This is a genomic window from Bacteroides sp. MSSM.1001136sp1_RTP21357st2_D2_RTP21359_211015, assembly GCF_040913205.1.
GTDB classification, from domain to species: Bacteria; Bacteroidota; Bacteroidia; order Bacteroidales; family Bacteroidaceae; genus Bacteroides; species Bacteroides ovatus.
This window is the reverse complement of sequence record NZ_JBDFVF010000015.1, coordinates 43,704-68,821: the sequence shown is the minus strand read 5'-3', so window position 1 is coordinate 68,821 and position 25,118 is coordinate 43,704. Positions and strand designations below refer to the sequence as shown.

The 25,118-nt window shown below is 40.6% G+C and carries 18 protein-coding genes; 10 read left to right on the top strand and 8 right to left on the bottom strand.

Translation table 11 applies throughout. The features are described from left to right. The first annotated feature begins 41 nt into the window (after positions 1 to 41). The gene (gene msrB, locus AB5217_RS11365) at positions 42 to 1,070 is read left to right on the top strand and encodes a peptide-methionine (R)-S-oxide reductase MsrB (RefSeq protein ID WP_032842976.1); all 1,029 of its coding nucleotides are present in this window, start codon (positions 42 to 44) and stop codon (positions 1,068 to 1,070) included. A 138-nt stretch (positions 1,071 to 1,208) separates the two neighbouring features. On the opposite strand, the gene AB5217_RS11360 is transcribed toward msrB, so the two are convergent. Continuing rightward, the gene (locus AB5217_RS11360) at positions 1,209 to 1,724 is read right to left on the bottom strand and encodes a DUF3836 domain-containing protein (protein ID WP_004306995.1); all 516 of its coding nucleotides are present in this window, start codon (positions 1,722 to 1,724) and stop codon (positions 1,209 to 1,211) included. Between the two features lie 360 nt (positions 1,725 to 2,084). Between AB5217_RS11360 and AB5217_RS11355 the strand changes: the two genes are divergently transcribed. Beyond that, positions 2,085 to 4,034, top strand: a complete 1,950-nt coding sequence (locus AB5217_RS11355; RefSeq protein ID WP_004327143.1) for a transglycosylase domain-containing protein — start codon at positions 2,085 to 2,087, stop codon at positions 4,032 to 4,034. Positions 4,035 to 4,064: 30 nt separating this feature from the next. Here AB5217_RS11355 and AB5217_RS11350 read toward each other — a convergent pair whose 3' ends face one another. From AB5217_RS11350 to AB5217_RS11335, 4 genes are all read right to left on the bottom strand, one after another. Continuing rightward, complete coding sequence (locus AB5217_RS11350) at positions 4,065 to 5,411, bottom strand: hypothetical protein (protein WP_004327142.1); 1,347 nt, start codon at positions 5,409 to 5,411, stop codon at positions 4,065 to 4,067. A gap of 14 nt (positions 5,412 to 5,425) precedes the next feature. Further along, positions 5,426 to 6,109 (bottom strand): DUF4476 domain-containing protein, encoded by a 684-nt coding sequence (locus tag AB5217_RS11345; protein ID WP_004306992.1) that lies wholly within the window; start codon positions 6,107 to 6,109, stop codon positions 5,426 to 5,428. 26 nt (positions 6,110 to 6,135) lie between these two features. Beyond that, positions 6,136 to 6,807 carry a DUF4476 domain-containing protein gene (locus AB5217_RS11340; protein WP_004296215.1) on the bottom strand — a complete coding sequence of 224 codons (672 nt, stop codon included), beginning with the start codon at positions 6,805 to 6,807 and terminating at the stop codon, positions 6,136 to 6,138. Between the two features lie 116 nt (positions 6,808 to 6,923). Then, entirely contained in the window at positions 6,924 to 7,763 is an 840-nt protein-coding gene (locus AB5217_RS11335) for a S1 RNA-binding domain-containing protein (RefSeq protein ID WP_004296216.1), read from the bottom strand. Positions 7,764 to 7,948: 185 nt separating this feature from the next. Between AB5217_RS11335 and AB5217_RS11330 the strand changes: the two genes are divergently transcribed. Continuing rightward, positions 7,949 to 8,950 carry a malate dehydrogenase gene (locus tag AB5217_RS11330; RefSeq protein ID WP_004296217.1) on the top strand — a complete coding sequence of 334 codons (1,002 nt, stop codon included), beginning with the start codon at positions 7,949 to 7,951 and terminating at the stop codon, positions 8,948 to 8,950. A 289-nt stretch (positions 8,951 to 9,239) separates the two neighbouring features. Here AB5217_RS11330 and AB5217_RS11325 read toward each other — a convergent pair whose 3' ends face one another. The 3 genes from AB5217_RS11325 to AB5217_RS11315 all read right to left on the bottom strand — a co-directional run bounded on the left by AB5217_RS11325 (position 9,240) and on the right by AB5217_RS11315 (position 12,318). Next, a complete protein-coding gene (locus tag AB5217_RS11325; protein WP_004296218.1) occupies positions 9,240 to 9,662 on the bottom strand; it encodes a Fur family transcriptional regulator in 423 nt (140 codons plus the stop codon). A gap of 7 nt (positions 9,663 to 9,669) precedes the next feature. Continuing rightward, positions 9,670 to 11,616, bottom strand: coding sequence for a heavy metal translocating P-type ATPase (locus AB5217_RS11320; RefSeq protein WP_004311956.1), 1,947 nt, complete (start codon positions 11,614 to 11,616; stop codon positions 9,670 to 9,672). Between the two features lie 66 nt (positions 11,617 to 11,682). Further along, positions 11,683 to 12,318 (bottom strand): porin family protein, encoded by a 636-nt coding sequence (locus AB5217_RS11315; protein ID WP_032842973.1) that lies wholly within the window; start codon positions 12,316 to 12,318, stop codon positions 11,683 to 11,685. Between the two features lie 2,151 nt (positions 12,319 to 14,469). On the opposite strand from AB5217_RS11315, the gene AB5217_RS11310 reads away from it, so the two are divergent. The 7 genes from AB5217_RS11310 to AB5217_RS11280 all read left to right on the top strand — a co-directional run bounded on the left by AB5217_RS11310 (position 14,470) and on the right by AB5217_RS11280 (position 25,116). After that, entirely contained in the window at positions 14,470 to 15,042 is a 573-nt protein-coding gene (locus AB5217_RS11310; protein ID WP_004296222.1) for an RNA polymerase sigma factor, read from the top strand. Between the two features lie 120 nt (positions 15,043 to 15,162). Continuing rightward, positions 15,163 to 16,245, top strand: coding sequence for a FecR family protein (locus tag AB5217_RS11305; protein WP_032844194.1), 1,083 nt, complete (start codon positions 15,163 to 15,165; stop codon positions 16,243 to 16,245). Between the two features lie 149 nt (positions 16,246 to 16,394). Next, positions 16,395 to 19,784 carry a TonB-dependent receptor gene (locus AB5217_RS11300; protein WP_070782512.1) on the top strand — a complete coding sequence of 1,130 codons (3,390 nt, stop codon included), beginning with the start codon at positions 16,395 to 16,397 and terminating at the stop codon, positions 19,782 to 19,784. 25 nt (positions 19,785 to 19,809) lie between these two features. Beyond that, positions 19,810 to 21,717, top strand: a complete 1,908-nt coding sequence (locus AB5217_RS11295) for a RagB/SusD family nutrient uptake outer membrane protein (protein ID WP_032844192.1) — start codon at positions 19,810 to 19,812, stop codon at positions 21,715 to 21,717. 18 nt (positions 21,718 to 21,735) lie between these two features. After that, entirely contained in the window at positions 21,736 to 23,298 is a 1,563-nt protein-coding gene (locus AB5217_RS11290) for a BT_3987 domain-containing protein (RefSeq protein ID WP_032844191.1), read from the top strand. A 1-nt stretch (position 23,299) separates the two neighbouring features. Further along, positions 23,300 to 24,697 carry an alpha-galactosidase gene (locus tag AB5217_RS11285; RefSeq protein WP_032844190.1) on the top strand — a complete coding sequence of 466 codons (1,398 nt, stop codon included), beginning with the start codon at positions 23,300 to 23,302 and terminating at the stop codon, positions 24,695 to 24,697. 5 nt (positions 24,698 to 24,702) lie between these two features. Continuing rightward, entirely contained in the window at positions 24,703 to 25,116 is a 414-nt protein-coding gene (locus AB5217_RS11280) for a CBM35 domain-containing protein (RefSeq protein ID WP_032844197.1), read from the top strand. The last annotated feature ends 2 nt before the right edge of the window (positions 25,117 to 25,118 follow it).

The window sequence follows — 25,118 nt, the reverse complement described above, 5'->3', positions numbered from 1 at the left end:
ATCCGTTGGTTCATTCGTTATTATAGAAAGAACTAACGGATATGAAGTATTTTATCGCTATAGTAATTGTAATGATTAGTAATACATTTTTAGGAGTTGCTAAACCAATGAAAAGTCAAGCAGAAATCTATTTTGCGGGAGGATGTTTCTGGGGAACAGAACATTTCCTGAAACAAATTCGAGGAGTAGAAAGTACTCAGGTAGGATATGCCAACAGTAATGTTGCCAATCCGAGTTATGAACAGGTCTGTTCAGGAAAAACCAATGCTGCCGAAACAGTAAAGGTGGTTTATGATCCGAAAACGGTAGATTTGAATTTACTGCTCGATCTATATTTCAAGACAATCGATCCTACCAGCCTCAACCGGCAAGGTAATGACCGGGGAACGCAGTATAGAACCGGAATTTATTATGTAGATAAAGAAGATCTCCCTGTCATCAAGCAGGCAATTCAATTATTATCCGCACAATATAAAACTCCTATCGTCCTAGAAGTAAAGCCATTGACAAATTTCTATCCGGCAGAGACTTACCACCAGGACTATCTGGATAAAAATCCGGGTGGATACTGCCATATCAATCCTGCTTTATTCGAAATGGCACGCAAAGCGAATGCGCCGAAAGCTAAAGCGTATCAAAAAGCGGATGATGCAACCCTTCGTAAGGAATTGTCGGCGGAACAATATGCCGTAACCCAAAAGAATGCCACTGAACCAGCTTTCCATAATGAATACTGGAATGAGCATCGTCCCGGCATTTATGTGGATATTACTACCGGAGAACCTCTGTTTGTCTCTACCGACAAGTTTGATTCAGGTTGCGGGTGGCCAAGCTTTTCCCAACCGATTCAAAAAGGTCTAATCGCAGAAAAGAAAGATACTTCGCACGGCATGATACGTACGGAAGTACGCAGTAAAACCGGAGATGCTCATTTGGGACACGTATTCACAGATGGGCCGAAAGAGAAAGGTGGATTACGCTATTGCATCAATAGCGCTTCACTTCGTTTTATCCCGAAAGATAAAATGAAAGAGGAAGGTTATGGAGAATATCTACCACTCGTTAAATAGATATTGAAGAGTTACAAAAGCTGATCGTAACTGTTCATTAGAAAAACAGAACGGTGGATTATCCCATAAGGAAATCCACCGTTTTTAATGTAGTTAAATTAAAAGAGAGAGAAGGAGTTTCACAACTCCGATTTATTTTTATCTGCTGGCAGTCAGCAGAGTTGCTTCATTAGTTGCCGGAGTAGATACATTCATAGCCCAGCTAGCAGCGGATTCTTCAATCCATTTATCATTCCACTTATAGTTCATATAAGCAACCGGCATATTAGCGTCGTTCAGTTCATAAACGCTCTTTTCAACAGATGCGTCGTAAGCCCTGTGAGAGTCATTCCAGCGTGCATATACCAAAGTGATTTCATTAGATGAATAAGTATAATCAATTTTGAAATACGGTATCCATTTTTCAGTAGAAGCATCCCATTTGAAAGCTTCTTTGGAAGACATTCTCTTCTGATCGTCATAGGTAAAATCATATTTCATGTGGCGATAGAGAGAACCATCGAGTCTGTAAATCACTTTCGATACTACAAGATCATCTACTTTTTCTTCATTAGTAATGAAGTTATTACCCTGTGCCTTCACTGTTGTATTAGCGATTCCTGCAAATACCATAGCAACTAAAACGATCATTCTGAATAATACTGTAGTCTTCATAATTGTATATTTTTTATTTGTTCAACATTCTGTTTTTGTTCTTCTGTTTATTAGACGGATTAAGCGTCTCAAACGGTTGCAACATTCTGAAGTTTTTTTCATTTTTCTTCGTTGTCCGCTTGCGACTATAGAGATGCAACGAGCGTGCCAAAACGATAACTAACTAATAATCAAGGAAATCATAAAACAGAACGGTGTACGAAAACGAACAGTTGTACGCTTAAAAGCGAACAACTAACCATTTTTTTCGCATTTTCTTCTTTCTACTGATGAATATAACTCTAAAAATGGGAAAATACTCCGCTTGTTGCCCGAATTATTATCTACCTTTGCAGCGATTATCATATCAAGAAAAAGAAGATGGAAACGTCCAGCAAAAAAAGAATTATCATTCTATCGGCTATCGGTATCTTGCTTACCAGCCTTATTTGTCTCTTTGCATTCCGCAATGTCATTTTATGCCATATCGTTGACAAACGAACTACACGTGCCGAACAAACATACGGTCTACAAATTCATTATCAGGAGTTACGAATGAAAGGCTGCAATGAAGTGGCTTTACAAGGACTTTCTATTGTTCCCAACCAACGGGATACCCTCCTGACATTACAATCCGTCAATGTAAAACTAAGTTTTTGGGAATTGCTAAAAGGAGAAATCGAAGTACGGAATGTGCTTATGAATGGCCTTGCAATCAACTTCATCAAGCATGATAGCATAGCTAACTACGATTTCCTGTTCTTTAAACGGCAACAAGAAGCAGAACCCCAACCTGTCATAGAAAGTGACTATGCCAACCGTATTGACCGGATATTAAACCTCATTTACGGTTTCCTGCCTGAAAACGGGCAACTCAGTCAAATCAATATAACCGAACGTAAAGATAGTAATTTCGTTGCAGTCAACATTCCTTCTTTTATTATTGAGAACAATCATTTCCAATCAACCATTCAGATAAAAGAAGATACACTGCCTCAACAACTATGGGAAGCCACCGGCGAACTAAACAGAAGAGACTATACATTAAAAGCATCTGTCTTTGCCCCGGAAAAAAGAAAAATCTCACTACCTTATATTACCCGCCGTTTTGGAGCAGAAGTCACTTTCGACACCCTATCTTATAATATGACTAAAGATAAGCGTGCATCCAATCAACTGCTCCTCAAAGGAAAAGCGAGAGTGAACGGACTTGACGTATTTCATAAAGCCCTCTCTCCTGAAGTAATTCATCTCGATCGTGGACAACTCTGTTACGAGATGAACATTAGCGGGCACTCACTCGAACTGGATAGCACGACCATCGTTGATTTCAACAAACTCCAGTTTCATCCTTATTTGCGAGCCGAGAAAGAGAAAGGAAACTGGCATTTCACTGCTGCGGTCAACAAATCCTGGTTTCCGGCAGATGATCTGTTCAGCTCTCTCCCCAAAGGATTATTCAGCAATCTGGAAGGCATAAAAACAAGTGGCGAGTTGGCCTATCATTTTCTATTAGATATTGATTTTGCACAACTAGATAGTCTCAAACTGGAATCCGAACTGAAAGAGAAAGACTTCCGCATCACAAGCTATGGAGCCACTTCACTCTCCAAAATGTCCGGCGAGTTCATTTATACAGCTTATGAGAATGGAATACCGGTGCGGACTTTTCCTATTGGTCCCTCGTGCAAACACTTTACACCATTGGATAGCATTTCACCCATCCTAAGAATGTCCGTTATGCAAAGTGAAGATGGAGCATTCTTTTACCATCGTGGTTTCCTGCCCGATGCCCTACGGGAAGCATTGATTTACGACCTGCAAGTGAAACGCTTTGCACGTGGAGGAAGCACGATCACCATGCAACTCGTAAAGAATGTATTCCTGAACCGTAATAAGAACTTTGCACGTAAATTGGAAGAGGCATTGATTGTATGGCTAATAGAAAATGAAAGATTAACTTCTAAAGAACGCATGTACGAAGTATACCTGAACATTGTTGAATGGGGACCGCTCGTTTATGGCATTCAGGAAGCTTCTGCTTATTATTTCAATAAACGCCCTTCACAACTGAACACGGAAGAAAGTATTTTCCTGGCTTCCATTATCCCGAAGCCCAAGCATTTCCGCAGCTCTTTTGCTGAAGGCGGACAGTTAAAAGAGAATATGGAAGGCTATTATAAGTTGATAGCCAAGCGGCTTGCACAGAAAGGAGTAATAAGTGAAATCGAGGCGGATAGTATCCGCCCCGATATCCAAGTTACGGGCGCTGCCCGGAATAGTCTAGCCGGTGAAAACCCGGAGTCTAGTTCTCCTGCCGCTGAGGAGTAATGAGATTGATATAAATAATAAAGGAATAGGTTATCTTCTTGAACTGCTGCTGTTTCTTTCAGAGGAACGGGAAGAACTTTGAGTGCTATTGCTTCTCGTACTTCCGGAAGAAGAGCGTCTTTCTGTTTGTCCACTAGAGACATTGCTCCGGGTAGAGCTACTGCTGCTTCGAGTAGAACTCGAGTTACCGCTACTCCGGTTAGAAGTGGTACTGCTGCTACGACTGGTAGTACTACCGCTACTGCGACCAGAATCACTGCGACTGGAGCTACTACGACTGGAACTGGAAGAGCTGTTATTTCTCTCGGAACTGTTATTTCTATTATAGGAACTACTATCGTTTCGTTTACTTGAACTTTCTCTCGAACTGCTACTTGTTTTTCCACTTTCACGATTGGAGGAACTGGAACCAGTTGAACTTCCGCTTGTTGGTCTGCGATTAGAGCTTGAAGAAGCGGAACCTGTTTCCGGACGACGACCAGAATTACGATCACTTTCTACTCTATTCGTATTCCCATTTTTATCAGGAGCAACATTGTTACCAGGTCTTCCACTTCCGGATGGTGTAGATGGTCTGACAGAAGTCGAAGGGCGATCTCCTCCAGATTCCGGACGGGGACGTGTTGACGTACCAGGTCTTGTTGTCGTTCCGGGACGAGTAGAAGTATCAGGACGAGTAGAGGTACTTGGGCGAGACGTACCATGACGCGTTGTCGATGAACCCGGACGGGAAGAATTACCCGGACGTGTCGGTGCATTATGCGGACGAGTGGAAGTATTCGGACGGAACCGGACAGAACCGAAATCCGAACGACGATAAGAGTGGAATACTCGCTGATCTCTCACCCGATGCGGTGCAGAATAATGGTTGAAATTAGTATATCTGCCCCGATAATAACTCACATGGTGAAAGTGTGGACGATAATGTGCTCCACAATAAGTACGGTAATGGTAAGGCACACCAAAATAAAACAAACTGCGATTCGGGTAATTAACATAAACCCTGAAACTCCATTTCCCTCCGGTTACATAGATTGGTCGATAGAAATACTCGGCACCGAGGAACCGGCGATACTGTGCATCACTCAATACCCAGCGAAGATCGTCATTACGGATATCCAACGCTTCATAATAATCATCCAATGCCCATTCGTAACCACGTGCTACGTAATCCATGATATTACGGACAGAATAAATAAAGTCGTAATTAATTTCATACGCATCATTATATTGCTGTGTACTCAAGCTCAATTCATATGCCATCTTATCGGTAAGAAAACGCGTCTCCTTACGTACCTTGCTAGTGCTCATTCCAGCCATTACGGTCATATTGGCAGTCAGACCGACAGCAAAGAGTAAAAACAGTATTCGTTTCATAATTCAATCTCCTATCATTTATTATTCTGATGATATTCCTCAATAAACTTACGCATCTCATCTTTATATGCATTAGAAAATAAAATATCGATCACCTTATTAAAATTTCTTTTATCCCTTACATAAGGATACAGCTTCTTCATCATCTCCACCTGGTCAGGAGTATACGAAATCTCCTTCACTATTTTCACACATTGATTTGAAGTGACATCATACGTTCTCAACATCCGATCGACAAGCTTCTTCTGGTCTTCATTCATAACCGTTATTTTAAGCTTATTGATAAATTCATCAAACTCCGGATCAGTCATCAAACGAGCTTCTTCCACTTGTTCATGATTAGGAAAGACTTCAACGGTAGTGTTCACAGCAGGCGGTACTACAACGGAATGCATTGGTGCAGGTCTGCCATAACCTTTGAACGTATCCATACTAACCACCTCTCTATTTACAAACTGAACGATTATCGTCACAGGTTCCGAAGTAAGTACAGGCGTACCGTTATCACGATGGAATTCCCATTCTTCCATATCACCGTCAAAACGCCGGAAATCAGGTTTTCCTAAAACGGACTCTACCTGAGATTGAGTCATTCCCTGATATATACCCATCATCTGTTTGGTAGATACATAGCTGGTAAAACAGCCACTGACCAATATTCCCAACGCCAAACACAGCATAATATGTATCTTTTTCATAACCGTATCGTTTTTAGTTAATAGTATCAACGTTTACCGTACCCTATGATAAAATCCTTCATCTTTTCCTTGCTGGAGCTAAATGTCAGGGTATTAATCACCGTAAAGAAAGCTTCCTTATCTACAATCCGGGGATACATGATCTTCATAATCTCCATCCGGTCATCATCGAATGTATATAGTTTGGTCAGTTGGAGACATTGGGCAGATGTGAAATCAGAACCAGCCAATGCAGCATTGAGCAACTTCATACGGTCATCTTTAAAAGGCTCATTCTTCATCTCTTTATAAAACGTTTGGAAGAGCTGATCGTTCATCACCCTGTTGTAACCATATCCCGGACGATGTTCTCCCTGTTCGGGACGGCCGGGTCTTTCCGGGCGCATGTTATCACGTCCGTCTACCCATATTTCTGTCACTCCTCTCCCATCAAAATAAACGAGATCTTTATATAATTTTTCTCCTTTCCATACTCGCTCTCCCGCACGGGTAAAGCGGGTGGCAAACACTTCAACAGTATAATGTCCGGGATTTAAATTGGCTATAAAGCAGGTAGTAGTAGGTAAACATATCTGGTTCCCTCCCAGGTAAACAAGAATCGGAGTATTCCCGCCATCGATACGGATTCCGTTAACAGACTGCGCTTGTAAGGAGAGGGCAGCGAACAGGATACAGAAACTTATTATAATCTTACGCATAGCTTATCTAGTTTTTAATTATTTATATCTTTAATCTGATAGCACAAAAATAGGGTGAGGAAACTCCCTACCCCAATGATTCTCTCTATTCGTATGTAGGGAAATCCCTATTCTGTTTAGGAATCCGCCAAAGCAATGCCATCCTCATGCAAGGTAATCAGACGTTTCTTATACAAGTCGCCCACTCCTTTCTTAAAGGTTTTCTTGCTAACACCAAACGTGTCATAAATATCTTCCGCAGGACTTTTATCATTCAAGTTGATCCGTCCTCCATGCGCTTTGATATAGTCGAGCAGCGTTTTCGAAAAATCGTCAATCTTTTCAAAACCGGGTTTCTGAAGAATCAGGTCTACCTTACCATCTTCACGCACCTGTTTCACAAAAGCTTTCATCTCCATTCCTGTTTCCAACGGACAGAATATTTCATTTTCATACAGCAAACCGCTATACTTATTATCTATAATCGCTTTAAAGCCCAAATCCGTCTTCTGCCAGATAAGGATATTCACTTCTGCTTCCGGAGTATATTCCGGCTTTTCTTTCGACAGATAACGTTCCACCTTTGCTGAAGCCACAATACGATAACTCTCTTCATCCAAATGCGCATGGACCACATATTTCCGCCCAACCTGCATTTTCATCTTCTGCTCACTGAACGGAACGAACAGGTCTTTCATCAATCCCCAGTTCAGGAAAGCTCCGTATTGATTCACCCAGGAGACTTCCAGACAGGCAAACTGACCTACCTGCACCAACGGAGTCAGCGTCGTAGCAATCAGTCTTTCATCCATATCCAGATAAAGAAACACGTTCAAAAAATCTCCTATCTTACAGTCTTCGGGCACATAGCGGGTAGGCAACAAAATCTCACCTTCTTCCCCACCATCGAGATATACGCCGAAATCTACTTCTTTCACGACTTCAAGCTGATTGAACTTTCCTAATTCGATGCTCATATTCTTATCTATTTATTGTAATAAGACACAAAGATAATCTATTTTGAATAGATCTCTCAAACAGTCAGCCATAACTTTTCGTTATCGGGCAAAACTATTTGCAATGAACAATCTGCTTTCTAATATGTTAACTTTGTAGCGACAAAAAGAAAAAGTAAATTATTCACCTTTAAACATATAAACTTATGGAATTTCTAACCAACGAGAAACTTACGATTGTAGGAGCTGCCGGAATGATCGGCTCCAATATGGCACAAACAGCCATGATGATGAGACTCACTCCGAATATTTGCCTGTATGATCCATTTGCCCCGGCTCTGGAAGGAGTAGCTGAAGAATTGTATCACTGCGGTTTTGAAGGTGTCAACCTTACATTTACTTCCGATATCAAAGAAGCGCTGACAGGAGCTTCTTACATTGTCTCTTCCGGTGGAGCTGCCCGTAAAGCAGGTATGACCCGCGAAGATTTGCTGAAGGGAAATGCAGAAATTGCCGCTCAATTCGGTAAAGATGTTCATCAATATTGCCCGAACGTAAAACATATCGTTGTGATCTTTAATCCTGCAGACATCACCGGATTGATTACTTTGTTGTATTCAGGTTTGAAACCCTCTCAAGTTTCTACACTGGCTGCCTTGGACAGCACCCGTCTGCAAAACGAACTGGTGAAATTCTTCCATATCCCGGCTTCCGACATTCAGAATTGCCGTACGTATGGTGGTCATGGCGAACAAATGGCTGTATTCGCATCTACAACCAAAATAAAAGGAGAGCCTTTGACCGATTTCATCGGCACTACCCGTCTTCCATTGGCAGATTGGGAAGCACTGAAAGTACGTGTCATCCAGGGTGGTAAGCATATTATCGACCTGCGCGGTCGTTCTTCTTTCCAAAGCCCGGCTTATCTTTCTATCGAAATGATTGCCGCTGCTATGGGTGGACAACCTTTCCGCTGGCCTGCCGGAACGTATGTTTCTAACAGTAAGTTCGACCATATCATGATGGCGATGGAAACTTCAATAACTAAAGACGGCGTCACTTATAAAGAAGTAGCCGGAACTCCTGCCGAACAGGAAGAATTGGAAAAAAGCTACGAGCATTTATGCAAACTTCGTGATGAAGTGATTGAAATGGGGATCATCCCAGCTATTAAAGACTGGCACGCATTGAATCCCAATATTGACTAATCAAACAATATTAGCAAAAAGCCGAAAAAGAGATGTATTTTCTCTTTTTCGGCTTTTATTCCAATTACTTACATATCACATATCCCCCCCACTTAGTCTATAAATCTTTCAAGACTCCAATTCAAATGACTATGCAAAGTTGGGGATAATTCGTCAATTAAAAAAATAGACAAGATGGGGAAAGTACCTAAACTGAAGTTACAGGTACTCAAAGTGCGAAATATAGTGATTATCCTATCCAAATTAGTAAATGGAATAAAACTGCGCATCGAAGTTTATAAAATATCTGTCATTTTTGAGAAGTACATTCGGAACAAACTCCTTTTAGTACATAGTTTATACTATGCAAAGTAAATCCTTTAGGCAAATCAATCACCGGGATATGTGTACCTTCCAGGCAGAATGTACGATGACATTTCTCACAATAAAAATGCGAATGTAAATCCTGTACCACACAATTGCAGGAGTTGTCGCAAACGGCATACTTCAACGAGCCGCTCCCATCGTCTATGCTATGTATGAGGTGATGAGACAAGAAAAGAGCGATTGTTCGGGATATAGTCGATTTATCGACTGTATCAAGCAGTGTTTCCAAATCGAGCAATGACACCGCACGCTCTGCCTGCATCATCGCTTTTATCACCAGAAGCCTTATGGCAGTTGGCTTGATACCTCTTCTATCCAACTTATCCAAATAAATATCTTCTTCCATCTTTCTCCTATTTTATCATTTTCTGTATTCTGACAGCATTCATAATGGCAAGTAGCGCAACACCCACATCTGCAAAGACAGCTTCCCAAAGAGTAGCAATTCCACCGGCTCCCAAAATCAATACAAGTAATTTCACTCCAAATGCCAGTGATACATTCTGCCAAATAATTCTTCGTGTCAGTTTTCCTACTTTGATAGCTTCGGCTACCTTCGACGGCTGGTCTGTCTGTATCACGACATCGGCTGTTTCAATAGCCGCATCACTACCCAGTCCTCCCATAGCAATGCCAACATGACTTAGAGCGAGCACCGGTGCATCGTTCATTCCATCACCGACAAACGCGATCCGGTTTGCCTCATCCTGCCGCAGCTCTTCCAGATGATTCACTTTTCCTTCCGGCAACAGGTCACCATAAGCTTTCGATATACCGAGCTTTTCTGCAAAGTTAGTAACAATACTCTGTTTATCACCGGATAGTATCTGGATGTTTTCAATATTTAAAGCTTTTAAATTGTCAATAGCTACCTTTGCGTCCTCTTTCAGGGCATCAGCCAGCAGCAGATAACCTGCATAACGGTTTCCAACAGCACAGACCACGATGGTATCCGTTATTTCCAGCAGTTCTTTTGGATAGGATATATCAAACTTAGACAGTAACCGGCAATTACCGACCAGAACCATAGCCCCGTCTATCGTTGCTTCCAAACCATAGCCGGCAAATTCTTTTGTACCGGTAACAGCTACACATTCAATGTTTTGTTCTTTCGCATAATTCACAACAGCCTTGGCAATCGGATGAGTACTATCACTTTCTACCGAAGCAACCAGTTTCACTAATTCTTCTTCCGAAACCTCGCCTGCACTTTTACAGGCCTGTACTTCAAAGGTTCCTTTTGTCAAGGTTCCAGTTTTATCGAATACCACTGTATTGATCTTAGTGATAGCATCCAGATAATTACCACCCTTGAATAAAATTCCCAACCGGGATGCCGCTCCAATTCCCCCAAAGTAGCCCAACGGAATACTAACCACCAACGCACAGGGACACGAAATCACCAGAAAGACCAAAGCTCTGTATAGCCAATCATTAAATGCAAATACAAATGGAGGATTAATAAGTGAATAAACAAATGGACACAAAACAATTAACACTGCAAGCGCTATAACAATAGGTGTATAAATGCGCGCAAACTTACGAATAAACAATTCAGCCGGAGCCTTACGTTCGGAAGCATTCTGAACAAGCTCCAATATTCGGGCAAGTGCACTCTTATCAAAAGGTCTCGTTACCTCGAGCCGGATAACCTTATCGGTTACAATCATTCCGGCAAGTACTTCTTCACCTTTCCGAATATTACGAGGAACGCTTTCACCTGTTAATGCGGCTGTATTGAAGGCAGCCACTTCATTCTGCATAGTTCCATCCAATGGCACCCGTTCGCCTGCCTTTATTTCTATGATTTCACCGACTTTTATCTTTTTAGGGCTTTCAATAACAAGATTGCCTTCCCGGAGCACTAATGCTTTCTCGGGTCTTACATCCAATAAGGCTCCAATATTACGTTTGGCTTTATCTACCGCTTTATCCTGAAACAGTTCTCCTACTGTATAGAATAACATCACGGCTACTCCTTCCGGATATTCACCAATATAGAAAGCTCCCAAAGTAGCTATAATCATTAGAGTGAACTCACTGAAATAGTCTTTTTCCCTGATACTTTCCCAGGCTTCTTTCATCACTGGAATTCCTACCGGAAGATAGGCCACGATATACCATATCAAGGCAACAGATCCTTCACGGAAGAATGCTAAATCGAGAGCATTCATAATTATTCCACTTGTCAGAAGCAGGAGAGAGAATATCACTTTCCCATATTCATGGAATACCGAAACCTTTGCATCAACCTTTTTTTCTGCTGCGCATGAATGAGCGCCACAACTACAATGTCCCATAACTTTCATTATTTAGTTGATGCAAAGGTAGCAAATGATTTATGCAACAAAGTTGCAAAATCGGTTTTAGAACATATATCCCAACGAGATCATCAGGTTTCTGTTCTTCATTCCTACTTCTTTGATTACCTCAATAAGTCCGAAATCATAGCTTATGGCAACTTGATATTTCTTACTGAACTCAACCCCGGCTTTTAGTCCAAGACCGAAGTCGAATCGTTTTAGACCATCGTCTCCAAATATATCTTCGGACATCGAGTTACCTCCTAATTCCGCAATATCTGCAATATCACCGTCCACTTTCAATTTTGCTTTTCCAAACAGCCCAACAGCCATATAAGGACCTACACTACCAAATAATGAAAAATCATCATTGACGGCATATTTATACCCGACACGTACCGGCACTTCCAGATAGTATGGATTAAATTTTATGCTCGCAAGTGATCCTCCATCAATTTTAGCACCTTTCAATGTAAACAATGCAGCGAAGTCCATATAGGCACCACTACCATTCGCATCCTGCGACAATCCCAACTCTGCTTTAACACCTGCGTGAAAACCTATCCTGCTATCAAAACCTGTAATGGTGTATTTACTAACATTCATACCTGCCATCACACCCCATTTCAGATTGTCTTGAGCATTGATACTCACCGCACTTATCGCTACTAAAGCGAATAATAATAAGGCCTTTTTCATACGAATAAATAATTTAATTATTGTTTAGAAATTATGTGAGGCAAAAATAACAATAATTCGCATAACTCCGAGAGATTTAGTAAAAATATAAAAAATAAACGATATGAATCTTATGAGGTATAGTCATAGCAAGAGAACCGGACTATTTCAAACGATTTTACGAGATATAGAACAAAAACACTCTGTACAGAGAAAAAACAAAGAATGAAAGACTGTATAACTTAATTAATTGTTATCTTTGCACAATCAGTCGTAGCGCGACTGTATTGTTTGTTTTAAGAAAAAAAGCGTTTAGCTGATTTCTGTGCCAGAGAAAAGTCGAAAATTCCAAACACACAGAGAAGCAGATAGATGCTCCTTGCAATATGCGGGGAGTGTTTCCTGTTTGTGTGTTTAGGGCTTCGACTCCCTCTCTGGCGGATAGGCAAATGCTCTCCGCTTTTTTTGTGCCTATAAATTTGCAATAGATACAAACGACAAATTAGTAATAATCACAAAGGCAAGTCAATTCGGGTGGAGCGGCACCCGAACGACTACAGAGTCGAAAACGTAACATTTAGATGTTACTACTTGCCTTTGAAAATATAAGAGACAGAGGCTAGCTACACCTGCAAGGGGAACAAATGGATTCATCCAGGAGTTCCCCTCTATTTTTGTGAAGATGTGTACTATTGGAAAGACAGATATTAGGTCTACATATAAATTTGATGATTCTTATTGTCAACCAAAGCTTTTCCCAAATAATATAATGATTATCATCGGTTTACATGCTGACAATAAGCCATGGCAATAGCCTGACAATAAAAAAATTAGAACTTTTATTGTCAGCCTGTTCTTTGATCCCTTTGGGGCAAGGTTATGGGATTCATTCCAATATGTCGATATACTCTAACTTAATTCCCAGCTTGATCCATGTTATAAACTACTGAAGACTATCATTGTCTACAGTAACAATACCATCGACATAAAAAACACATACGCTTTATAAAATGAGTATGCCCCTGTTAAATGAATGCTACATAACCGGTATCTTTCACTTACCAAGCAGGTATTGTTCCATTAAAGTGTCGGTGTTGTTAACTCCCCACGGCCGTGACGAGATCTTCCCACGGCTGTGGTAGGAATTCATCACGGCTGTGGGAAGAAGTCACCACGGCCGTGGAGAACTAAAGATACCAGTGCTTTAGTGGAACAATACTGATACCCTAGAGGAACTATACTGGCGTGTTAACGGAACTATATAGGTATATTAATGAAAAGATATCACTTTGGAAAGCTGTTATAAAAATGCGGCATTACTTCGAAACATGTTCATAAAGCTATTGTTTATCAGGTTATTAAAAGGATCATAAGAGATAAAAATAAGGCTGACAGTAAAAGTAGATATATTTTATTATCAGCCTATTATCAGCATCTATTGTCAGGTGATATAGCATTGATATTCATATACTTAAATACTATTCTGACAGTTTGACAATAAAACAGGTACAAATCAATAGAAACGATCATAAAGTTTTTAATTGGGAAAGGCAAAGAATTTATAAAAAGAAAGAAAAAGTTTGCTGTTCCCTTCAGAATAAACATCTTTGTAACCGTGGTTACAGTAACCTCAGTTACTAATATAATTCACTGACTATGAGGTTTTATAATAGAGAGGAAGAACTGAAAAAACTGAAAGAGCTAAAATGAAAAAAGACCTTCTCCTTACAGTTTTATTCCTCTCACTAATATATTTACCCAGCGATCTAAAGCTCTTTCCATCAAATTTAACGAAGAACCGAATAACACAAAAGCATCCTATAGCTTACAACATACATATATTCATCTAATATTCAAATATTTATATTAATAGAGTATATTCCACCCAAGACAATATATCAAAATAATCTTTCATATACAATATAAATCTGCAACGTATAAAAGTAATTTAATGACAGGATAAAAAAGAAAAGATTAAGTTTTATCATTTTTCACAGAACAAACATGACCGTAACAAAGAAAACATACTGCAATAAAAGCCTTTTACAATTCTTTTACTATCATAGAGTTAGGTTACGGGAAAATCTCCGGATAAACCTTGTTTCGAGAAGTTTTTTTGTTACTTTTGCCGCAAACTAATATATTTCAGTGCAACGGGAATCTTATTATAATATGAAAGACATCACCTTATGGAACATCATGTTGAAAGGTGACACAAAGCCATTAGAGGTATTGTATAAGAGACATTACGAGCTTCTATTGAATTTTGGACTCAAATATGTTTCAGATGAAGAATTTGTTAAAGATTGCATTCAGGATCTTTTCGTGAAACTTTGCAGCAGCACCCGTTTGTCTCCCACCGATTATGTGCGTTCCTATCTGCTGACTTCTTTGAAAAACCTTATATTCGATAAACTTTCATCTTTAAAATCCACCGAAGATATCAATGCGCTTCCCTTCGACTTAACGATAGAAGACACCTCACTGGAAGTCTTATTTAAGGATAATGATGAGGATATACAAATGATTAAAAATCTGCAAGAGGCTTATAAACAACTGTCCGAGAATCAACGGATGGCGATTTATCTTCGTTACATTAAAGGCTTATCCTATAGAGAAGTTGCAGCTGTCCTGGAGATTAATCCTCAATCTGCCATGAATTTAGTATCCCGCACACTGACGAGCCTTCGCTCTAAAATGACCTTGAAAGAATATCTCTTTTTCCTTCCTTTTTTTCTTTCTTAAATGCTACTATTTCCTTTGTCCGGTTCACCCAATTTGCTGAAGAAATCTTTTTCTGCAAAATAATGAAAGAAAAGTGAGTAGACTTTTTCTTTTCTCCCGTTTTAAATATAAAAGCAAAAAATGGAAGGCAAGAAAGCAAATATACATCAGGTGATACGCAAAGTAATTCTACATGTTCGGAAACAGGAGAGAAATGTCTCAACGACCGAGCTGGATGAATCATGGAGACTTATCGAAAAACAAATCCATGCAACCAAAAAGAAAAAGTTGCATCAACGATTACTTTATGCGGCAACTTATTCATCAGCTGCCGCAATCCTGCTATGTATGTTTTGGCTGGGTAAACAGTTCATCTCTTATTACCATGCAGATGACAGCGCATTAGTCGATTTCGCATTGAAAATGCAGGCAGCCCCATTACAAGAAGATATTCTATTATTGATACCGGGCGAAAAGAACATAGAAGTAAGTGATACGGATGCAAATATCATTTATTCTCAAAATGGCATAGTGGTGGTCAACTCCGATACAGTCAATCAGATTCAGGCACAAAAGAAAAAGCCCGAGTTCAACCAACTGATAACTCCTAAAGGAAAAAGAACTCAATTGACCCTATCAGACGGAACTCATCTATGGGTAAATTCAGGAACACGTGTTATCTATCCCACTCATTTTGAAAAAGAGCATCGTGAAATCTATGTTGAGGGAGAAGTTTTCCTGGATGTATACCGCAATGAAAAAGCCCCCTTTATAGTGAGAACGAAAGACTTTCAGGTGCAGGTATTAGGAACTTCATTCAACGTATCGGCATATTCATTGGAGAAAACGTCGTCGGTGGTGCTGGTTAAAGGAAGCGTGAATATAAAAAATCACAATCGTCAACAGGTAAAACTCACTCCGGGACAACTGGTTAATATTCATAGCAATCAACTGGATGCTCCTCAAAATGTAGATGTTGAGCCTTACATCTGTTGGATAAAGAATATTTTAATGTACACGGATGATCCTTTGGATAAGGTGTTTAGAAAATTAAATTTATACTACGGCAAAGAATTCGTGTTAGATCCGGAAGTTGAAAGCATGCAGGTTTCCGGAAAGCTGGATTTAAAAGATAAACTTGAAGACGTCTTACATACTATATCTTATTCTGCACCCATAGAATATAAAGAAGTGGGTGATAAAATATATGTGAGGAAGAAATAAGTATAGATCATTTATTGTTAAACCTTTATACGTAATATTATGAGAAACAAAAGTCCTTAAAAAGAAGGCTGAATGATAATTGCAGTATCATCCAGCCGAAAAATCAAACAACATTTAATTGTTTAATTTCTTAAAAACGTTGTAAATATATGAAAAATACCAGTAGCACATTTCTTACAAGGGTGAGAATGGCTCGCATATTATTTCTTTTTAGTGTTTGTTTTCTTTCTTTACACTCTTATGCAGCGAACATAGGAGCGTATGCTCAAGAGAAAAATTTAACGATTGAGACGCGGAATAAAACCGTCAAAGAAGTTCTTGATTACATAGAGAAGAACAGCGAATTTATCTTTTTCTACTATAACAAAGCCATTGACACGAAACGTATCGTTAGTTTGTCTGTAAAGGACCAACCGATAACCGTTATTCTCGATCAGTTATTTAAGAATACAGATGTCCGGTATGAAATTAAAGACCGGCAGATTTCTCTGAAAAGAGAAGAGTTGCCTACACAGCAACGTCCGCAGGATTCGAAACAACAAAAGCGCAAATTGGTAGGAACCGTTACGGATGCCTTTTCCAGCGATCCTTTGGTGGGGGTCAGTATTTCCGTAAAAGATTCCCCGGGAACAGGGACAATTACAGACTTGGATGGTAAGTTTTCAATAGAGGTTTCAAATAATACAGAGTTAACATTTTCTTATATCGGATACAAGCAGCAGGTATTGAGTGTAGGCGATTTGGGAGTTTTGAAAGTGAAAATGCAATCGGACAACGAGGTGCTGGATGAAGTGGTGGTGGTAGGAGCCGGCACACAGAAAAAAGTATCCGTAACCGGTGCTATTTCTACTGTAAAAGGTGTAGAATTGCGTGCACCGAGTTCTTCACTGACCAATAATCTTACAGGAAAGCTGGCAGGTGTGGTATCGATGACAACCAGTGGAGAACCGGGTTCCGTATCCGATTTCTATATCAGGGGAATCGGAACATTCGGGGGACGTGCAACACCTTTAATTCTGATGGACGATATCGAAATTTCGAGTGGCGACCTTAATAATATCCCTACCGAATCGATCGCCAGCTTTTCAATCTTGAAGGATGCATCGGCAACTGCTATTTATGGCGCTCGCGGTGCTAATGGAGTGCTGCTTATCAAAACGAAAGACGGTATGGAAAACACGCGGGCACAGATAAATATCACGTTCGAAAATTCATTTCTAAGACCGGCAAACACGCTGAAGTTCGTCAATGGCCCTACGTTTATGAATATGTACAATGAAGCCTTGGTGACTCGTACTCCAAGCGCAACACCCAAATATTCGGATGACGTCATAGAATATACAAGGAGCGGAATCAATCCGTATGTTTATCCGAACGTGGATTGGTATGACCTGCTTTTCAAAAATTCTACCATGAACCAACGGGCAAACATTAATGTACAGGGAGGTAGTTCGAAGGTTACCTATTACATGAGTTTGCAAGCAAATCATGATAGCGGTATGCTCAACTCCCCCAAGCGTTACTCTTTTGACACGAACATCAACAGATGGGAGTACATTTTCCAAAGTAACATATCCTATAAGATGACTCCGACAACCACTGTCGAGCTACGCATGAACGACCAGATAGGATATGCCAAAGGACCGTCTTTTTCAACTTCCGACCTGTTCTATCTTACCTACAATACCAATCCGGTGGCATTTCCGGCATCTTTTCCGGCAGAAGAAGGTGACAAGCATATACGTTTCGGAGGGGCAATGCTTAGTGGAAATTCGATGTATAACAACCCTTATGCATATATGATAAATAATTTCAGAGGATCCAATCATAATACCATCAACACCTCTGTTCGTATTAATCAGAACTTTGATTTTGTGACAAAGGGACTTTCCGCCTCTATTCTGGTTAACTGGAAAAACTATTCAAACTCATCTTATACCAAATCACTTGCCCCCTATTACTATCGCGTACAGGATGGCAGTTGGAATGTCGATTCGCCCGACCTTTATGCATTGGAGCAACTGACTTCGGGATCTGAATATATATCCCAGTCGGATATAGAGCGCTACCAGGACAATACCTTTTATATGGACGGACGCATCAATTACAGCAGGCAGTTCGGCCGACATGCCGTATCGGGAATGTTGATGTATATGATGCGTGAATACAGATCCAGCGTATTACCCAACCGCAACCAAGGATTATCTGCCCGTATCACCTACGATTACAACCAGAAATATCTGGCCGAAATAAATTGCGGTTATAACGGAACGGAACGTCTGGCAGAAGGAGAACGATTCGAGTTATTTCCTGCCATATCTTTAGGCTGGGTTATCAGTAACGAGGATTTCTGGACTCCACTGCGTTCAATTGTGTCTTTCCTCAAGCTCCGGGGATCTTATGGACTGGTAGGCAGCGATGATACGGGAAAAAGTGCGGGAGCTGCCCACTTTCTCTATATAAATGATATAAAGCTCGACGATTTGGGTTATGGAACCGGACCTGATGGAAGTGTTGTCGCCAAAGGACCCAGCGTTTCATATTATGCTGTCAGAAATGCACATTGGGAAAGAGTGAAAAAGTTCGATATCGGTATAGACATGAATCTATTCAACCAGCTCAATATTGTTTTCGACTATTTTCATGACAAACGAGATCGCATCCTTCTCAAACGAGGTTCTTTTCCTAGACTATTAGGATACGCTAATGCTGTGCCATGGAGTAACATTGGTAAAGTAGACAATCGAGGTATCGAGCTGGCTGTCAATTGGCGAAAGAAAATCACCAATGATTTAAATATGGACCTGCGTTTCAATTTGACATATAATAAGAATAAATACATCTACAAAGATGAACCGGATTACCCTTACGTGTGGCAGTCGGAAACTGGTAAACCCTTGAGTAACACGATAGGATACATTGCCGAAGGGTTATTCAAAGACCAGGCGGATATAGAAATGAGCCCTTCGCAGGATGAATTGGGAAGTACGGTAATGCCAGGTGATATCAAATATCGCGATGTAAACGGTGATGGCAAAATAAATTCAAAAGATCAGGTTATGATTTCGCAATATGGCAATGTGCCGCGCATTCAGTATGGAATTGGGCTAGACATGACATATAAATCTTTCGATTTTGGAATGTTTTTCAATGGTTCTGCCCAACGGACAATCATGGTATCAGGCATTATGCCATTTCGCGGTGATGCTTCAACCGGTGATCGAAACGTGATGCAGTTTATCGCCAACGACTACTGGAGCGAAGCTAATCCGAATCCGGATGCGAGATTTCCACGATTAGGTATTACTGACAGTCAAGTGGCAAACAACTCTGTCAACAGCACCTACTGGATGCACAACGGACGTTTTATCCGCTTTAAAACCCTTGAACTCGGATATAGTTTTCCGTACTGCCGTGTTTATATCAATGGGGATAATCTGGCTGTGTGGAGTCCTTTTAAAGAGTGGGATCCGGAATTGTCATGGAATGCGTATCCTCTTCAACGGACTATCAATATTGGAGTGCAGCTAAAATTCTAAGTTCTATATAACCAAAATATAAAATATGAAAACCATTAAGATCATATCACAATTCATACTAAGTGTAACTGCCGCATGTTGCATGGCTTCTTGCAACTATCTGGACGTTGTCCCGGATGAAACAGCCGACTTGCCCGACGCAATGAAAGACAGAGCTTCCACATTGGGTTTCCTTCATTCATGCTATACTTATTTCGAGTGGTTTTACACAGTCGAAAACTCATTCATCAACTCGACCGATGAATATGCCCGCCCCTTACTATGGGCTGACGACGGACAGAAAGCGGCATGGAACCAGCTTTCTCCTTCCAGTCAAACCGCCCCGTGGAATAGTTGTTACGATGGAATAGGACGATGTCATCTATTCATGGATCAGCTTGACAAGAGCAATCCGACGGGAGTAACCGAGAGCGATAAAAGACGTTGGAAAGCCGAAGCTTTGTTTTGTCGGGCACTCTATCATTTTATGTTACTAGAGTCATACGGACCTATACCATTAGTGACTGAACATTACAATCAAAACCTTGACAAAAAGGATTTTCCGGGCAGATCGCATTTCGATGTATGTGTAGACTCCATAGCTGAATGGTTTGACCGGGCTGCCTTCGAATTGCCGCCAACAGTACAGAACAGCGAACTGGGACGTGCTACTTCAACAGCTTGCAAAGCCTTAAAAGCGCGATTGTTGGTTTATGCCGCCTCCCCCCTGTGGAATGGCTCATTCCCTTATTCAAACTGGAAGAACACTAACTTTGAAACTCCGGGATATGGAAAGGAGTTAGTCAGCAGAACATACGATGAAAACAAATGGAAACGCGCCCTGACAGCTTGCAACGAGGCTCTTGATTGGGCACTGACTCAAGGTAACCGCAAACTGTTCGACCTTGCCACTTCCACCAGTATCAGAATAAACCAAGGAGTTCCATTGCCTAATATAGAGGGGGTTGATGACCAGTTTAAAGAGTCGGTAATGCTCATGCGTTACCTCAATACGACACGTGAGACTGATGGCAATAAAGAAGTAATCTTTGCCATCGGAAGCGGTGACAACTATGGCATCTATTCACAAATACCTCATGGCGTCACCACTTACAACGGCTCTCCTGTAGGAGGATGGGGAGGTATTGCTGTTTTCTTGAACTCTGTTGAAAGATTTTATACAAAGAATGGAAAATTGCCCCAATACGATCATTCTTTTCCCGATAAATCGGACTGGTTTGAATCGGCTGGTTTGTCCAATCCGGATATCATAAAACTCAATGTCAATCGTGAACCGCGTTTTTATGCATGGGTTTGTTACGATGGAGGTGAATATAGTTCGTTCATAGCCGATGGCTCACCACTGATACTTGAAGCGCGTAACTCGCAAAAACATGGGTACAACCCTGACAGATATAATAGAGATAATAATGCAACCGGATATTTCTCCAAAAAGAGAATACAACCTAACTTCCAATGGCGTTCTCAAGATAATGGCAATAATTACGCTCATACTCCACTGGCAGTCATACGTTTGGCGGAATTATACCTCAATCTGGCGGAATGTCATGCTGCATTGAACAACAAACAAGATGTCTTGGACAACCTGAACATTGTCCGTAATCGTGCAGGTATTCCCGATTTAGAATTATCTGACATAAACTCTGATATGAGTTTAATGGATTGGGTGCGCAGTGAACGTTATGCCGAACTATGGTTTGAAGGACACCGTTATTTTGATGCCCGGCGTTGGACAATTGCTCCGGAGGTATTCAAAGCCGGTGTCCGTGAAGGTCTTAATGCCATCGCAAAAAAAGATCCATCGTTCCGTGAGTTTAACCAAAGAGTAAAGGTGGACCAACCTTTTATGTGGACCAACAAAATGTATCTTCTTCCGATCAATGACTCGGAGATATACAGCAATCCCCAACTAGTACAGTCGCCCGAATATTAATTTAGAATTACCAGAATTATGAAAACGATATTATTGAAATTAATTTTAATACTTGGTGTATGCCAGATTGTATATTCATGTAGCAACGAATATTCGAATGATAAGTTATTCCCTGAAGAATATCACAAAATATTGTATTTCAAGAACGAGGGCAAGCATATATTTAGTTGGCAGGCTTCTGAAAATACAGTCGAAGAGCCTCTTCTGGTTATTAAGGCAGGAAGTGACCCGTCTTTGACTGCAACGGTTAACGTGCGTGCATTGACACAACAGGAAATCGATGAAAATTATAGCCAGCCCGAAAATCAAAGTTACAAGACAATAACGCCTGATGCATATTCATTTAAAGACAGAGTTCACGAACTAACGTTTGCAACTAACGAGACGTCGAAATATCTTTATCTGAATTTTGATGTAGCTAGAATATATCAGTTAATCAAATCGGCACCTGAATCCAAACTTGTTTTGGCACTCCAATTGGAAAGTACAGAAGAGGGTATTGTGAATGTTGAAATGAACCAGGTCTTATATGTTTTTGATATAAACGGGCAGCAAGTGGAATGGGGAAAAAAAGATATACAGATTGAAAGTGCGACATATAGTTCAATGAGTGTAAAACTCAAAGCCGAAATTGCAGATAATATATCCAATTTCTCTTGCGGACTCGATTTCTCACAAAACGCGCAACTGGTGTCTGCATATAATGATTTTCATTCAACCAATTATGAAACGCTTCCCGCAGGAGCCTACCATGTGAATGATTTTTCTTTTGCAAATGGCAATGATGATGCTACAACGACATTGACAGTAGCAAGTTCAACATTGCAAAAAGATAAGCACTATCTTCTTCCGTTGAAGTTTGCATCCCCCTCGTCCCCACAAATAGAGGTATCAGACGAGATTTATTACCTGACTGTTGTGGTACCTGCTGATCCGCAAGTCATTCCCGACAACAGGGAATGGAAAATATTGCTATGCAACAGCGACCAAAAGATGGAGAACCCATCATCAACGGATGGGGATAATATCGGAGCCGGAGCCATCATAGATGGAATTTTCGACAATCACTGGCATTCGAGTTATTGGGGAAAAGATGTCAATGGATTCAATAATAAAGACGACTATCACTATGGCTTCACTGATTATCATTGTTTTGATGGAATGAGAACACCTATCACAATTGTCATAGATATGAAGAATTCAATAGAAGTAAGCGATATCGGACTGACTCAACGAAGAGATAACGCGAACATTAAGAAGATAGATTTCTATGTTTCGGACGATCCTCAATTTTTATTCAAAACGATTGCCGATGGAGGAACATCTGCTGATTACTCGGCTGTGGCACTGAATAACTGGACGCTTCTCTTTTCTAAAGAGAACACTCCACGACAGAATGAAACCATCTGGTTCGGTGACAGTGAGACGATAACGCCACAAAAGGGACGATTCCTGAAAATTGTAATTTCCAGTGCATACAACGCTCCCTATGGCCTCAACGGTGTGGATTACATCGTTGTCGGTATGGCCGAATTGCAAGTAAAACAACTTTCTACAATGATTGGAAAAATAATTCAATAAGATGAAACACAGATTTAAATTTTTAACACTTTTGCTGGTATTGCTTACAATACCAGCAGGTATCTTTGCCAGAGAAAGCAAATTTACGAAGCGAGGCAGCGGACCATTGTTTTGGAATATGTACCAATACAATTTCCGGTATGGAACATCGATGCCTGAAGATGTTTGGAAAAAGAATATCGACTGGCTTGCCGAGGAGTTTTTACCTTATGGATATGATATGGCAGCTACTGACGGTTGGTTATTTAACCTCAATTCTATAGATCAATATGGTTATCTGACCAAATATGACAGTTCGTGGACATACGGGCTGAAGTATTGGGGCGATTATCTCAAAAGTAAAGGCATGAGATTCGGATTCTATTTCAACCCGTTATGGATACCTAAAGCTGCCTATGTGCAGAATAATAATATCAAAGGAACCTCCATTCCGATAACTGATGTGGTGGGCACTACAAAGTTTGAAGATCATCTGTACTGGATAGATACTGACAAACCAGGAGCGGAACAGTGGGTGAAAGGCTGTATCAGAACAATGATAGATCAGGGAATAGAGTTGCTGAAGATAGACTTTCTTGGTTACTATGAACGGGATTACGGAACCAATAGATACATCAAGGCATTGAAATGGATGGCTGAAGAAGCCGGAGATGAAATGTTGCTTAGTTACTCTGTTCCTAATTGTCGCAACGATGCCCGCAACGAGATTATTTATGCGGATATGATTCGCATAAGTAGTGACTGTGACGGTGGAGGATGGTGGTTTATCAGCGACAAAGAGCGCGGACAGATTAACGAAAGCGGACAAGGTGATAAATACCGAAGTGCTTTTGATGGATTAATCGGATGGGCTGATATTATCGGGGTGAAAGGACAAACTATAATGGATCCCGATTTTGTTCAACTCAACACATTGGCAAGCGATGCCGAAAGAGAGTTTCATATCTCAATGTTGCTGGTTAGCGGTTCTCCAATTGGTATCACCGATCAGTATAATACGATTGGTGATTGCGCCAAATTCTACAAAAACACAGAGATACTGGAATTGAATAAACTCGGTTTTGTAGGTAAGCCACTTAGTACCAGTATATGGGATAAACAAAACAGTTCGAGATGGATAGGACAACTTCCTGATGGAGATTGGATTGTCGGGCTGTTCAATAGAGAATCGACAGTGCTTGAATATGGTATTGATTTTGAAAAGGAACTGGGAATTAAAGGTGGAAAGGTGAAGAATGTACGTGATTTGTGGCTGCATCAGGATTTAGGCGCAATGTCGGGCCGATACTCGGTGCGACTTGAACCACATTCATGTAAGGTTTTACGTATCAAACCCAATTCAAAGAGATACAAAGCGGCTGTTGCCTCACTCAAAAATGGTGCAGTTATAAATAGATAATGATTATGAAAGGATACCCTCAATATTTATGGTTTGTAGTTCTCGCCCTATTACTGGTTTGCACAGGTTGTAGCAATGAGGGTGAGACAGAAGACGATAACAACCAGCATGTTAAAGTCGAAGGCTTTTATGTCAAAGGGCTTGAAAACGTAAATGCACGTGTTGAGTTTGATGTAGAGGTTGATGCCGCCGGTATATATACATTGCATGTCATGGGCTACAACTATTCCAAAGGGACAGCTACGTGTAGCTTATATGTCAACGGTCAAAAACAATCGCAACTTGGATTTCAGGAACAATCCAACTGGAGCGAAAAAGTAGTTCAGGTATCGTTGGCAGCCGGCATAAATCAAATAGCCTTTCAACGGGACGCTGGTGATAACGGACAGTTTTATCTCGATTACATAGAAATAGACTAATA

Coding starts and splice junctions, on each gene's coding strand:
- msrB (WP_032842976.1), top strand. CDS start 42: ATGAAGTATTTTATCGCTATAGTAATTGTAATGATTAGTAATACATTT.
- AB5217_RS11360 (WP_004306995.1), bottom strand. CDS start 1,724: ATGAAGACTACAGTATTATTCAGAATGATCGTTTTAGTTGCTATGGTA.
- AB5217_RS11355 (WP_004327143.1), top strand. CDS start 2,085: ATGGAAACGTCCAGCAAAAAAAGAATTATCATTCTATCGGCTATCGGT.
- AB5217_RS11350 (WP_004327142.1), bottom strand. CDS start 5,411: ATGAAACGAATACTGTTTTTACTCTTTGCTGTCGGTCTGACTGCCAAT.
- AB5217_RS11345 (WP_004306992.1), bottom strand. CDS start 6,109: ATGAAAAAGATACATATTATGCTGTGTTTGGCGTTGGGAATATTGGTC.
- AB5217_RS11340 (WP_004296215.1), bottom strand. CDS start 6,807: ATGCGTAAGATTATAATAAGTTTCTGTATCCTGTTCGCTGCCCTCTCC.
- AB5217_RS11335 (WP_004296216.1), bottom strand. CDS start 7,763: ATGAGCATCGAATTAGGAAAGTTCAATCAGCTTGAAGTCGTGAAAGAA.
- AB5217_RS11330 (WP_004296217.1), top strand. CDS start 7,949: ATGGAATTTCTAACCAACGAGAAACTTACGATTGTAGGAGCTGCCGGA.
- AB5217_RS11325 (WP_004296218.1), bottom strand. CDS start 9,662: ATGGAAGAAGATATTTATTTGGATAAGTTGGATAGAAGAGGTATCAAG.
- AB5217_RS11320 (WP_004311956.1), bottom strand. CDS start 11,616: ATGGGACATTGTAGTTGTGGCGCTCATTCATGCGCAGCAGAAAAAAAG.
- AB5217_RS11315 (WP_032842973.1), bottom strand. CDS start 12,318: ATGAAAAAGGCCTTATTATTATTCGCTTTAGTAGCGATAAGTGCGGTG.
- AB5217_RS11310 (WP_004296222.1), top strand. CDS start 14,470: ATGAAAGACATCACCTTATGGAACATCATGTTGAAAGGTGACACAAAG.
- AB5217_RS11305 (WP_032844194.1), top strand. CDS start 15,163: ATGGAAGGCAAGAAAGCAAATATACATCAGGTGATACGCAAAGTAATT.
- AB5217_RS11300 (WP_070782512.1), top strand. CDS start 16,395: ATGAAAAATACCAGTAGCACATTTCTTACAAGGGTGAGAATGGCTCGC.
- AB5217_RS11295 (WP_032844192.1), top strand. CDS start 19,810: ATGAAAACCATTAAGATCATATCACAATTCATACTAAGTGTAACTGCC.
- AB5217_RS11290 (WP_032844191.1), top strand. CDS start 21,736: ATGAAAACGATATTATTGAAATTAATTTTAATACTTGGTGTATGCCAG.
- AB5217_RS11285 (WP_032844190.1), top strand. CDS start 23,300: ATGAAACACAGATTTAAATTTTTAACACTTTTGCTGGTATTGCTTACA.
- AB5217_RS11280 (WP_032844197.1), top strand. CDS start 24,703: ATGAAAGGATACCCTCAATATTTATGGTTTGTAGTTCTCGCCCTATTA.